At 32.4% G+C, this 13,294-nt stretch carries 15 protein-coding genes; 9 read left to right on the top strand and 6 right to left on the bottom strand.

The window, feature by feature from the left end; translation table 11 throughout:
* Positions 1-66 precede the first annotated feature (66 nt).
* The 7 genes from NNL09_RS07190 to NNL09_RS07160 all read left to right on the top strand — a co-directional run bounded on the left by NNL09_RS07190 (position 67) and on the right by NNL09_RS07160 (position 5,770).
* Positions 67-672, top strand: a complete 606-nt coding sequence (locus NNL09_RS07190; protein WP_196911658.1) for an SIMPL domain-containing protein — start codon at positions 67-69, stop codon at positions 670-672.
* A gap of 201 nt (positions 673-873) precedes the next feature.
* Positions 874-1,461, top strand: a complete 588-nt coding sequence (locus NNL09_RS07185; RefSeq protein ID WP_196911659.1) for a hypothetical protein — start codon at positions 874-876, stop codon at positions 1,459-1,461.
* 15 nt (positions 1,462-1,476) lie between these two features.
* Positions 1,477-2,499 (top strand): RNA ligase family protein, encoded by a 1,023-nt coding sequence (locus NNL09_RS07180; RefSeq protein ID WP_196911660.1) that lies wholly within the window; start codon positions 1,477-1,479, stop codon positions 2,497-2,499.
* Between the two features lie 152 nt (positions 2,500-2,651).
* Complete coding sequence (locus NNL09_RS07175) at positions 2,652-3,278, top strand: collagen-like protein (protein WP_231389269.1); 627 nt, start codon at positions 2,652-2,654, stop codon at positions 3,276-3,278.
* A 174-nt stretch (positions 3,279-3,452) separates the two neighbouring features.
* Complete coding sequence (locus NNL09_RS07170; protein ID WP_025666209.1) at positions 3,453-3,848, top strand: DUF2721 domain-containing protein; 396 nt, start codon at positions 3,453-3,455, stop codon at positions 3,846-3,848.
* Between the two features lie 34 nt (positions 3,849-3,882).
* Positions 3,883-5,334, top strand: a complete 1,452-nt coding sequence (locus NNL09_RS07165) for an ATP-binding protein (RefSeq protein ID WP_196911661.1) — start codon at positions 3,883-3,885, stop codon at positions 5,332-5,334.
* Positions 5,335-5,356: 22 nt separating this feature from the next.
* A complete protein-coding gene (locus NNL09_RS07160; protein ID WP_025666211.1) occupies positions 5,357-5,770 on the top strand; it encodes a response regulator in 414 nt (137 codons plus the stop codon).
* 58 nt (positions 5,771-5,828) lie between these two features.
* On the opposite strand, the gene pyk is transcribed toward NNL09_RS07160, so the two are convergent.
* The 5 genes from pyk to NNL09_RS07135 all read right to left on the bottom strand — a co-directional run bounded on the left by pyk (position 5,829) and on the right by NNL09_RS07135 (position 10,169).
* Positions 5,829-7,256 carry a pyruvate kinase gene (gene pyk, locus NNL09_RS07155; RefSeq protein WP_025666212.1) on the bottom strand — a complete coding sequence of 476 codons (1,428 nt, stop codon included), beginning with the start codon at positions 7,254-7,256 and terminating at the stop codon, positions 5,829-5,831.
* Positions 7,256-7,747, bottom strand: coding sequence for an IPExxxVDY family protein (locus tag NNL09_RS07150; protein WP_025666213.1), 492 nt, complete (start codon positions 7,745-7,747; stop codon positions 7,256-7,258). Before NNL09_RS07150 ends, pyk begins: the two co-directional genes overlap by 1 nt.
* A gap of 182 nt (positions 7,748-7,929) precedes the next feature.
* A complete protein-coding gene (gene rnc, locus NNL09_RS07145; protein ID WP_025666214.1) occupies positions 7,930-8,664 on the bottom strand; it encodes a ribonuclease III in 735 nt (244 codons plus the stop codon).
* On the bottom strand, positions 8,665-9,918 hold the full coding sequence (fabF, locus tag NNL09_RS07140) for a beta-ketoacyl-ACP synthase II (protein WP_025666215.1): 1,254 nt from the start codon (positions 9,916-9,918) through the stop codon (positions 8,665-8,667). It abuts the gene before it with no gap.
* Between the two features lie 17 nt (positions 9,919-9,935).
* Positions 9,936-10,169, bottom strand: a complete 234-nt coding sequence (locus tag NNL09_RS07135; protein ID WP_024768509.1) for an acyl carrier protein — start codon at positions 10,167-10,169, stop codon at positions 9,936-9,938.
* A gap of 181 nt (positions 10,170-10,350) precedes the next feature.
* On the opposite strand from NNL09_RS07135, the gene NNL09_RS07130 reads away from it, so the two are divergent.
* Positions 10,351-10,926: a phosphoribosylglycinamide formyltransferase gene (locus NNL09_RS07130; protein WP_025666216.1), complete on the top strand. Its 576-nt coding sequence runs from the start codon at positions 10,351-10,353 to the stop codon at positions 10,924-10,926.
* Between the two features lie 178 nt (positions 10,927-11,104).
* Positions 11,105-11,740, top strand: coding sequence for a viroplasmin family protein (locus NNL09_RS07125; RefSeq protein ID WP_196911662.1), 636 nt, complete (start codon positions 11,105-11,107; stop codon positions 11,738-11,740).
* 130 nt (positions 11,741-11,870) lie between these two features.
* On the opposite strand, the gene NNL09_RS07120 is transcribed toward NNL09_RS07125, so the two are convergent.
* A complete protein-coding gene (locus tag NNL09_RS07120; protein ID WP_025666218.1) occupies positions 11,871-12,947 on the bottom strand; it encodes a carbohydrate-binding protein in 1,077 nt (358 codons plus the stop codon).
* Positions 12,948-13,294 lie beyond the last annotated feature (347 nt).

Raw genomic sequence — 13,294 nt, 5'->3', positions numbered from 1 at the left:
TATATCCAATTTTTAAGCAATGGTATGTGTCAACGTTTGTGATTACTTAAATAAAAACAATAAATAATGAAAAAATTAATTCTAATTCTGCTAATAAGCACTGTTCCTATGTTTGGGCAGCAACAAAATAATACAATAAGTGTAATAGGAGAATGTTCTAAAAAAGTTGATATCGAAAAATATATTATTAATGTCGAATTCAGAGAAGTTATGGCAGATGGATATCAAAATATTGAATCCAAAAGTATATCACAACTTAAAGAGGATTATAAGAACAAATTGAACACTATAGGTGTGGATTTTGAAAAGTTTAAGGAAAATGTTTTATACAAAATTACCTCTACGGGTTATGGAGCACAGGCCTATTATTTTTATGTTACAAAATCCCTTGATGAAGTAAAAAAAATACATGCTCAAAAAATGAAAGGAGTAACAATCACTTGGGTGGATGTTATTGCCAAAGAAAAGACCAATGAAGAAATGATGGTATTAAATAAAAAAGCTATCCAGGATGCTAGAGGTAAAGCCACTCGAATTGCAGGTAGTATCAATAAAAAGGTAGGGAGTATACAAAGCATAAAAGATACCAATTATAAGCAACAATATTATAATGTGAACAAATCACAAGAACTACAAAAGCATTACATAACAGTAACCTTTGTTTTAGAATAGATTTTTGAGAATCAAATAAAACGGTAGAGGTATCTCTAAAAAACGAAACGAAAAATGATTAACTTTAAGCTAAAATTAAGTAAGTAATGAAATGAATGTCAATAATAGTACTATTATTGACATTCTTATTTGGTTGTAAATCAAAAGCTAAAGTAAGAGAGTGAATACAAATTAAATTTAGAAATAGAAATGTACCATATATTGACAAAAGCGATAGTAATTTTTGCTCTTCTTTTTTTTAGTACGAGTTATGCACAAAAAAAAGAAGCAAATACACCATTATATTCATCAGACACCCTTAGGGTGGGATATACATATTGGTGGCCACAATCTGGGCCTTTTATTGGTAATTGTGGCGATACATATGCATTAGTTTTTTTAGGCACTATTCAACATATTGATGATCCGATTAAGAATGATGATATGCTCTATACTTCTCAACGAGGGATTATTGATATCGATGAGGTATTAACCTCAAGAATCCTTAAGAAGAATAGATATGATAAACAAAAGTTCTTTGTTTCAGATTACTTCTATGAGCAAGATGTAAAAGAAGGAGATCGGGTATTGGTTTTTTGCTATGAATACGAAGATAATTATAGTATTCCGGGAGGAAAGTCGATGTTAAAAATAAAAGGAGATAATGATCCTATTTTACTATCCGTTAAAAGATATATTCAGTCTAATCAAAATGCATTAGAACTAAAAAAGGATGTGGCTTTATGGAAAAACTATGGTTTAGAGGCAGAGGTAAAACAAGTTATAGCTTGTAAAGAAACGATGGATTAACATTTTTGGGATAGTATGAAAGAATTTTCTGGATATGAGAAAATACCTAAAAACCTTAAAAATTTAATGATCAATGATCATGATTTTCGCAAACTGGAAAAATTACAATGGGTTGTTACAGAAAAAATACACGGAGCAAATTTTAGTTTTGTATATGAAAATGGACAACTAAAATTTGCTAAAAGAAAAGAGTATTTATCATGGAAGGATGATTTTTTTGGGTTTCAAATGGTTGTACAGCGTATTGAAAATAATGTTCTTCAGCTTTTCGAGAGATTGAGTTTTGATATTAAAGGAGCTAAATATATTTTGTATGGAGAATTATTCGGCGGCGAATATCCTCATCCAAAAGTCACTTCAAATAAGCATGTGCAAGCTATACAAACAGGAGTGTATTATACTCCAGAAATCGAATTTTGTGCTTTTGACATTGCCATAGAAAATAATGAAAAGTATTATGTGTCATATGAGATTGCAATGACATATTTTGAAAAACATGATATATTTTATGCAAGACCTTTGTTTGTTGGTAAGTTTAATGAAGCCTTAAATTTTGATACTCGAATCCAATCTACAATTCCTGAGGTGTTTCATCTTCCCAAATTAGAAAATAATTTGATAGAAGGGATTGTGGTAAAACCCTATAATCAAAAAGGGATAATTGAAAATCAAATCAGACCTATTATTAAACTTAAAAATAAGGAGTTTGATGAAGAAAAGAAATTTCACAAAGCTCAAAAATGGATGTTCACACCAAAGGTATCTTCAAATACAGAAGAGCTTGCCTTTTTAATAGATGAAATACGCAGTTATATTACCAAAAACAGGTTAGATAGTGTAGTATCCAAAATAGGAGCATTAGATAAAAATAATGAATCACGATTAACAGCGATAGAAACCGAATTTTTACACGATGCCATTGCAGATTTTAATGAAGATCATGATCAGGTACTAGAAGAACTCAATGAAGTACAAAAAGAATGGATCAAAATTAGAATTAAGGTAGACATCAAAAGAGTAATGATTTCCCAGTTTTAAATATATACAAAGATAATATATCAGTATTTGATACATAAAATAGAGTTAAACCCCTTAAAAAGTGTCCGAATTCTTTGAAATTCAAACTTTTCGGACAGTACATATTCTTACCCATACTAGGTTTGTGCCATTAACTTTTAAAAATTATAAAAATGAAAGCAATAACAAATTTAGTAAAGGGGATGATGATAGTGATGGTATCGCTATTGATCTTTTCGTGTTCTGATGGGGAAGATGGAGCAATAGGGCCTGCAGGCCAGGATGGAGTTAACGGAGTTGATGGTGCTAATGGAACAGACGGTAATGATGGTGCCGATGGACAAGATGGAGAAGATGGGCAGCCGGGAACTGCCAATGTAATTTATTCTGATTGGATTGCAGAAGATTTTGAAACTAATGTAGCGGCTGAAACTAACGAGCAACTTCTCACTACCTTTAATCTTAGTGAATTCAATCTCAATGAAGATGTAATATTGGTCTATGGGCGACATGAAGTAAACATACTAGTTTCTGAAATCAAACAACTTCCATATATACTTGCTTCGCAAAATGAATACTACGGTTTTGAAGTTGCAAGCTTTGTCGGAGGAAGTTCGTTACGAATTGAAGTAACTACGTTGGATGGAGGAACTAACTTATTTACTTTCTTTGATGACTTTAGGTATGTAATTATTCCTGGTGGAGTTGCGGCATCCACAAGTTCAGCTACAAAATCAGCGATAGACTATACCAAGATGTCGTATGAAGAAATTATAACTTTATTTAATATCCCAGAATAATCTTTATAACCAATCATTAATTTGAATTATGTATAGTGAGCAATACCCTTGTATTGCTCACTTTTTTGTACGAATAAATTCTGAAATTTGAATGACATAAATGGTGATGAGGTATGATTTATCATTTGTTGCTCTATTTTTTTAGTCTAAATTAGTAGCCCAAAATTCTTTTTTATGACGCTAACTATGAGTATTCCAGCTTTGTTATTTCCTGCAATATCATTAACTATGCTGGCCTATAATGCAAGGTATTTAGCTATTGCAGCATTGATACGGCAATTGCATGAGGAATATTTGACTTCACGATCAAAAAATACCGTATTGCAAATCAAAAATTTAAGAAAACGATTATGGTTGATTAGAAATATGCAGGCTATAGCTATTGTTAGTTTTCTCACGAGTGTGATTACCATGTTTTTATTGTATGTAGAAAAGATATCCTGGGCTAATATAGTATTTGGCATCAGTCTTTTCTTACTTATGATTTCACTTTTTTTATCATTTATAGAAGTTCAGATCTCTACCAAAGCACTAGCTATTAGGCTTAATAGAATCGAAGAGAATACCTAAGAAATCCTTATCTTGTTATGATAAATGCTACTGAATGCTTCAAAATGAACTTTTTAATAATGTAATTCAAGATTTCAATGCTGGATATTGGGAGCTGTATGATGATCCGGAAAGAGAGATTTGGTCAGAAAAGTTTTATGCTAGTTTAGGATATACAAAAAATGAACTAGAGTCAAAAATAGATTATTTTTTAGAACACCTGATACATCAAGAAGATGTTGAGTTATTCAGAGATAATTTTTTTAGCTATCGACGTAATGCTGTAAGTTTTAAACAGCATATAAAAATTCTTGATAAAAAAGGAAGTTATAAGCTATATAGATGTGCAACTAATGATGAATTACCAGTAAATATAAAATCTAAGATTAGCCTTGTCTTTTTTATTGAAATCAAACTAGAGCCAGAGCAGGATATTACAAAAGATAATTTCTACTATAAAGAAACTGCCCAAATGACAGCTACGGGGAGCTGGTATGTAGATTTTCAGGAAAGGAAAAGTTTCTGGGATTTTGAGACTAGAAGAATTTTAGAATATGCCGACGACTATATTCCTTCTCTTAAAGATTCTGCCAACTACTACGCAGAAGATTCAAGGCAACAGGCAGCAGATTTATTTTTTAATTGTGCTATGGTAGGGACACCTTTTAATACCGAAATTAAAATGGTAACGGCCAACAAAAGAGAATTTTGGGTACGAGCGATAGGAAAACCAGTATATAATGAAAATAAAGAAATAATTGGGATTAGAGGTGTTTTTCAGGATATAGATGAAATAAAAAAAAAGGAATTAAGTCTGCAAAAATCAATTGATATTATTGCATCTCAGAACTCTAGATTATTCAATTTTGCTCATATCGTATCTCACAACCTTAGATCTCATACCAGTAACCTATCTTTATTAGTACAGTTGATTGAAGATATAGATGATCCTAAGGAAAAGATTGGATTGGTTAAAGAAATTAAACAAATATCGTATAGTTTAAATACAACCATCGAACACCTTAATGAGATTGTAGCAATACACACAAATAAGGACCAGGAAAAAAAACCAGTCAAATTTCAGGATGCTTTTAATTTGGTTGCAAGTGGAATCGGGCAAATGATTTCTATGAGCAAGACCAAAATCAAGACAGATTTTAGCGAATTAAATACAATTAATTATATTCCTGCATATTTAGAAAGTATTCTGTTAAATTTAATAACGAATGCTATAAAATATAAACATCAGGATAGAGATCCAGTAATAAAAATCAAAAGCTATTCTAGAGGTAGTAAAGAGTTTTTAAAGGTTACTGATAATGGTAGGGGGATTGATATGAAACTGTTTAAAGATAAAATATTTGGCATGTATAAAACATTTCATTACAACAAGGATGCAGTAGGAATCGGACTATTTTTAACAAAAAACCAGGTAGAATCACTTGATGGAAAAATTACTGTAGAGAGTGAAGTAGATAAAGGAACAACTTTTATAATTGAATTTTAATAACAAATACCCCCTTTAAATTATGAGTCACAAAATAGGATTAGCTTGTATTATTGACGACGACAATATGTATGTAAATCTTGTAAAAAGGATTGTAGAAGCAAAAAACCTTTGTAATAACTTAATGGTATTTCAAAATGGTAAGGACGCTCTTAATTATTTTGAGGCTATTTTAACTAATTTAAATAAAAAGACAATTCCCGAAATCATATTTCTTGATTTAAACATGCCGGTAATGGATGGATGGGAATTTTTGGATAACTTCACTAAAATCAAAAATAAACTCGGAAAAACTATTACACTATACATTGTAAGTTCCTCAATTAATCCGGTAGATATAGAAAGGGCAAAAAGTATTAATACGGTAAAAGATTATCTTATAAAACCAGTTACCATAGAGGACTTAGAGGCTATCTTTTTAAAGCAAACTTTATAGAAAAAAAGCTTCCCATTTAGAGAAGCTTTTTACTACAATATTCTATTGCAGGAATTCCTTAGATTTGCGAAACCCTAAGTGTGTTTACCATTCCTTTTGCAGTAATTGGCATTGCTGCCAAATTGATCAACATATCTCCTTGTTCTACAAATTTACGCTCTAATGCAATTTTATTAATATCTTCGACAGTTTCGTCAGTACTTACGAACTTATCATAATAAAAAGCTTTTACTCCCCATAAGAGACTAAGCTGAGATAAGATTCTATGATTACTGGTAAAGACCAGAATATGTGCATCAGGTCTCCATGCAGAAATTTGAAATGCTGTATAACCACTATTGGTAAGAGTACAGATTGCTTTGGCATCAATATCATTTGCCATGTGTGCAGCATGATAACAAATAGATTTTGTAATAAACCTATTGGTTCGAATATGAGGAGGGTTTTGAGGAACCGTTATTAAATCAGAATTTTCTACACTTTTAATAATTTTAGACATAGTTTCGATCACCTGTACAGGGTATTTTCCTACAGAAGTTTCTCCAGATAGCATAACGGCATCGGCTCCATCCATTACAGAATTAGCGACATCATTTACCTCGGCACGTGTTGGTGTAAGACTATCGATCATTGTTTCCATCATTTGTGTAGCAATAATCACAGGTATTCGGGCAGTTTTAGCTTTGAGCACCAAGTTTTTCTGAATTAGAGGTACTTCCTGGGCAGGAATTTCTACTCCAAGATCTCCTCTTGCCACCATCAATCCATCACAGTAAGCCACAATCTTATCGATATTTTCTACTCCTTCGGGCTTCTCTATTTTGGCAATAATTGGAATTTTGTGCTCACTATGTTCTTTTATAAGATCTTGTAATTCTATCAAATCCTGAGCATGACGCACAAAAGATAACGCAATCCAATCCACTCCTTGTTCACATGCAAAAATTGCATCCTTTATATCTTTTTCTGTCAGTGCTGGTAAAGAAATACTAGTGTTAGGAAGGTTTACTCCTTTTTTAGATTTTAGAGGACCTCCTTGTATTACTTTGGTCTTAACTGTATCTTTTTTGTTAGAAGAGATAACTTCAAAAATTAATTTTCCATCGTCTAACAGTATTCTTTCACCTGCTTTTACATCTTTTGGAAAACTTTCATAATTCATATAGACCTCTTTAGAGGTGCCTTCAAAAGGTTTGCCGGTCACAAAATTGATCATATCACCATCATTGACAATGATATCTCTTTTCATAACACCTACACGTAGTTTAGGACCCTGTAAATCTCCAAGTATAGATGCATTATAACCATGTTCTTTGCTTAGTTTTCGTATAATTTTAATGCGCTCTTTTACATCATTATAATCAGCATGAGAGAAATTTATTCTGAAAACATTTACTCCTGCTTCCAGCATTTTTTTTAATATCTCTTCACTACTTGTTGCGGGTCCAAGAGTAGCGACTATTTTAGTTCTTTTACGTTTTGGCATTATTCGAATATTAAGTTGTTCTTTGATTTAAGTGTAGCATATTCCAAAGGATATGCTGTTATAATTTGTGAAATGGTAAGCATGTCTATAAGCAAAGACTTACTTGAAAAATTTGATGCTTCGGTCTCAATTTTTAGAAAATAATCTACATTTTTTAATTCAGGAATTAAATATTTTGTAGTATATGTATTCTCTATAGTAGTAAATAGGCCTTCAGAAACCTGATTTTCTGATGTTATTTTGGATTGAAATTTATTTCCGATAAGACTATATGTACTATATTGAAAATGATCATCATACTGATATAATGGAAAATTGGCAGTGAGATCATTATACTCAAAATTGATATCTTCTTTTTTTCTATAGAGTTTTAAGTTCAGGTTTTTATTCAATAAAAAAGCCAACCGATATGAAGCTAATGAACAATGAATGGCAATAAGTTCATAATCATCATCGGCAAAGGCATCTAATACTAACCGCTGAACAGCCACTTTGATTTTTTTTGTTTCCGATTTAACGCGAAATATACAAATAAATTCACCTAACAAGTTTAATTAAAGATAAAGTTATTTTACGAAAACGATTGAGTTAGTATCTTTTAACTATAAAAAAATATAGTTTTTCTAGTATGCGTATATTTTGATTAATTTAATAAGAAAGAATCTAATGATATTTAGATATTTATTTTAGATTGAAATGCAAAATAAGCTCTTTTTGATGCTTTTTCTTCTGCTTTCTTTTTTGAAGTAGCTCTTGCTTTTGCAACTACTTTATCATCTATCCAGAGCTTTACGGCAAAATGTTTCATTTCATCCTTACCTGTATCTTCATATACTTCGTAACTAAATACTTTTTTCTCTTTTTGACACCATTCTATCAATAAGCTTTTATAACTAATGATTTGTCCCTCGAGGCTTTCGATATCAACATATGGATCGATTACAGCCTCTTTGATAAATCGTTCGCAGTATACAAAACCGCGATCTAGGTAAATAGCACCTATTAGTGCTTCAAAAAGGTTTCCGTGTATATTTATTCCAAATTGAGACTTAGGAATATTGGTTCGCACCAGTTCAATTAGTTTAAGATCTTTACCCAATTCATTAAGATGCTTTCTACTTACTACTTTGGCTCTCATTTTGGTTAAATACCCTTCATTACCTTCGGGTACTTCTTTAAATAAGTGAGCTGCGATAACACTGCTTAACATGGCATCACCAAGAAATTCTAACCTTTCAAAATTAACAGCATTTCCTTTTTTGTCTTTTAAATTTAGTGACCTATGGGTAAATGCTTTTTCATAAGGTTTAATGTTTTTGGGCTTAAAATTTACTATTTTCTGAATTTTAGAAAAAAAATTCCCGTTCTTTTCAGAGCGGGAATTTAGTATGTTTCGAATAACATTCATTTATTCGTTCAGTTTTTTAAATAACACACAAGCATTATGACCTCCGAAACCAAAAGTATTACTCATTGCATATGTGATTTCACGCTTTTGAGCTTTGTTTAATGTCAAATTCAATGAAGAATCTATGTTCTCATCCACTGTAGTGTGATTGATAGTAGGAGGTACTGTACTTTTTTGCATAGCCAAAATAGAAGCAATAGCTTCTATAGCTCCGGCTGCACCAAGTAAGTGTCCTGTCATAGATTTTGTTGAATTGATATTGATGTTAGATGCATGATCTCCAAAAACCTTAGTAATAGCTTTCAATTCTGCAACATCTCCTAATGGAGTGGATGTGCCATGAGTGTTTATAGCATCTACTTGTTCTGGTGTTACACCTGCATCTCTTAAACAATTAAGCATCACGCGTTCTACTCCTATTCCATCAGGATGCGGAGCTGTCATGTGATATGCATCACTAGACATTCCGCCACCAACTACTTCGGCATAGATTTTGGCACCTCGTGCTTTTGCGTGTTCATATTCTTCAAGAATAAGAGCTCCACTACCTTCTCCCAGAACGAAACCATCTCTAGTTGCGTCAAATGGTCTGGAGGCAGTCTCTGGACTTTCATTTCTTGTAGACAAAGCGTGCATCGCATTAAATCCTCCCATACCAGCTATAGTAACTGCAGCTTCACTTCCTCCTGTAATGATAATGTCACAATGACCCAAACGAATATAGTTTAGTGCATCGATCATTGCATTTGCAGAAGAAGCGCAAGCAGAAACTGTGGTATAGTTAGGTCCCATAAAGCCATTTCGTATAGAAATATGACCAGGAGCAATATCGGCGATCATTTTTGGGATAAAGAAAGGATTAAAACGTGGTGTTCCATTTCCGTTGGCATAGCCAATTACTTCTTCCTGAAAAGTCTCTATTCCGCCAATTCCTGCACCCCAGATCACACCAACTCTAAATTTATCAACTTTTTCCAGGTCAATAGCAGCATCTTTTATAGCTTCTTCAGAAGATACAATAGCATACTGGGCGAATTTATCAAGTTTTCGTGCTTCTTTTCTATCAAAATAGTCTGTGGGAGAATAATTTTTGACTTCGCAAGCAAATTTAGTCTTGAAATTTTCGGTATCGAAATAGGTAATGGGAGCGCAACCGCTTTTTCCATTTACTAATCCATCCCAATATTCATCAATATTGTTACCTATAGGTGTTAATGCACCTAGTCCTGTGACTACAACTCGCTTAAGATTCATATTTTGTTGTGAGGTTATTACTTTGCGTCTTCAATATAAGATATTGCTTGACCTACTGTTGCAATGTTTTCAGCTTGATCGTCTGGAATCTGAATATCGAATTCTTTTTCGAATTCCATAATCAATTCTACAGTGTCTAATGAATCAGCGCCTAAATCGTTTGTGAAACTAGCTTCATTTACAACTTCGTTTTCGTCTACTCCTAATTTGTCAACGATTATCGCTTTTACTCTTGATGCAATGTCTGACATAATGTTTAATTTTAATTTTTTAATTAGGTGGCAAAAATAAAAAACTTTATTTTAAAACCCCACAATCCCATAAAAATGTATTTGTATTTTATCAAATATAGCGAAGTATTGCCTTTTTGCTACCTAAAATTGAATAATAATTATTTTTTTTGTGCTCTCTAATTAACAACTTTACCATACTATGAAGCGTATTATAATTTTTGCTTCCGGCTCAGGTACCAATGCCGAAAATATAATTAAGTACTTCCACGAGCGAAAAATTGCCGAGGTTACACATGTGTTCTCTAACAACCTGCGTGCCAAAGTATTAAAAAGAGCTCATGCCTTGAAGGTAAAGGCGTTACACTTTGACAAAGAGTCATTTTATGACACAAATGAAGTGCTTAATATCTTAAAAGATGCCAAACCTGACATCATTGTACTAGCTGGGTTCTTATGGATTTTTCCTAAAAAAATCATTGAAGCTTTTCCTGATAAAGTGATAAATGTTCATCCTGCATTATTACCAAAATATGGCGGAAAAGGAATGTATGGTCATCATGTACATGAGGCTGTAGTTAGAAATAAAGAAAAAGAAAGTGGGATTACGATCCATTATGTAAACGAGCATTATGACGAAGGAGCGATTATTTTTCAGGCTAAAACATCAATTTCTAGAGAAGATTCTGCCGAAGATGTAGCGCAGGCCATCCATCAATTAGAATATAAACATTTTCCAATCGTTATAGAAGAACTTCTGTTTGCTGAAAAAAAGTAGTTTGAAAATGTTACGACTAAAGTTGTTTAGTAAGAAAAGTAATTGCCATACTAAGTCTATCGAAGCAAATTTGTAGGACAAAAGTACTTCGACAAGCTCAATGTGGCTTCCGAAATATCGTTAATGATACCAAAACAGACCTTAATAATAAATAACGAGGAACAATCAACGAATAAAAATGGCTAAGAAAGAAAAATTTTATGTGGTTTGGGAAGGACACAGGCCGGGGATTTATACCAAGTGGGATGATTGTAAGGCGGCGGTTAAGGGATATGCTAATGCAAAGTATAAATCGTTTGACTCTTTTGATATTGCAAAAAAAGCATATAATGGTGATTATGAAGATTATAAAGGAAAAAGTAAACCCAAAAAAACACTTACTGCTGCGCAGTTGTCAAAAATTGGAGAACCTAATTTGTATTCAATAGCAGTAGATGCTGCTTCTAGTGGTAATCCTGGTAAGATGGAATATAGAGGAGTAGACACCCAAACCGAAAAACAACTTTTTCACCAGGGCCCTTTTAGACAAGGTACAAATAATATAGGAGAATTTTTGGCACTTGTACATGGTCTTGCGTACCTTAAAAAGAAAAATAGCGACCGTATTATTTATTCTGATTCTAAAATAGCGATAGGATGGGTAAAACAAAAGACATGTAAAACAAAACTGCAACGAACTGCTAAAAACAAAGAAGTTTTTGATTTGGTAGATCGAGCTATGCAGTGGCTCAAGGAAAATACATATACAACTACAATTGTTAAATGGGAAACCAAAGCATGGGGAGAAATACCTGCGGATTTTGGTAGAAAGTAGTTTTAAGAGGTATTCTAGATAATAATAATGTATAATACAAAATGCTCCGGTGTTTTTCCGGAGCATTTTTATATAATGATTTCATTAATCTAATGTAGCAAATAAATTAGATTGTACGATTTCTTTTCTCTTAGTTACCACATGCACCAAGATTATTCCATCCGCTAGCTGTTCTTTGGTATAAAGTTCCTCTATACGTTACTTTATCTCCAACAGAATAAGAAGCGTTACTATTGTATGCTGATACGCCTGCGCAAATATCAGTACTAGGAGTACTATCACATGCACCAAGATTGTTCCATCCGCTAGAAGTTCTTTGATATAAAGTTCCTTGGTAAGTTACTTTATCTCCAACAGAATAAGAAGTATTACTATTATATTCTGCTACACCATCACAGTTACCACCACCAGTATTAGAACCAGGGTATATTCTTGCAATAAAAGATTTATCTGTAGCAGATAATTGAGTATTTCTTCCTACTGCAACACCATCTGTAGTATGTTCTGCAGGGATAGGGTAATGCATTATTGATAATGGATCGTATGCACTATAGTTAGAAATATTTGCTTCATAACGTCTGAATAGATTATGATCTACTTGTGCTCTACTCCAGTTGTTTGGTGGTCCAGCATAGTATGCATAGACTGCCTCTTTATCCCAGTTAATTCCTGCTACAGGATTTTGATGTTCGTGAATTAAACCAAGAGCATGTCCGAATTCGTGAATTGTGGTTCTTCTAAATTCTGTATCAGAAGTGTTATTATTAAACCATCCAAAATGCATACTATGTGCATGATTATTAGAGTCGGTTCCTAAATAAGACCAAGATCCACCTTCGTTTGCAAATTGACCTTCTTTAAAACCAATTTTGATGTTTGCACTGCTGTTTGAAGATACCCATTCAAATTTAATGTTTGCATACTTTTCCCATTCTACAGCATATTGTCTTACTTTAGACTGTACAAAATTATTTCCATTTAAAAACTTTACACGGATAGTTTGACCAGCTTGCCATTCTTTTGATTTAACACTAGCAGCTTTTGAATTATTCTCGCTAGTATCCCATTTTTCGATACATACATGAGCAGCTTTTGCATCTGCATACTGATTAGTTTCAATAATGTCTTCAGAATCTTTTTCGCAATTGAAGAATAAAACCGAAAGCGATGTAGCTAAAACAAGTTTAGCTAAATTTAATTTTTTCATAATTAATTGAAAGTTTGAGTTTGTATTGGTGTAAAGAACGGTATTTTTTTAAGATTATTTTGGCATTTTTTAAATTTTTTTTTCGGAAATTATAATTTTTTTGAAATTTTTGAACTAAAAAATTGCCATTTTCGTAATATTATTAGGTATAATTTTACATTATTTTCAATACATAAAATAAAGAGTTAAAATTTTGATTTAGAGTGTGTTATTGTTAAAGTGGCAAAACCTAAAATCATATACCAATCTGCAAAAAGACGATTATCTGTTTACTATTTCTAAATAAGTAATAAAATTTTAGGTGTTTTAACTTAGATTTATCAAATATCGAACAACATCACAAAGAA

The organism is Aquimarina sp. EL_43 (assembly GCF_943422735.1).
Classification (GTDB): domain Bacteria; phylum Bacteroidota; class Bacteroidia; order Flavobacteriales; family Flavobacteriaceae; genus Aquimarina; species Aquimarina megaterium.
The sequence above is the reverse complement of the archived record's forward strand: the minus strand, read 5'-3'. Positions and strand labels throughout refer to the sequence as shown.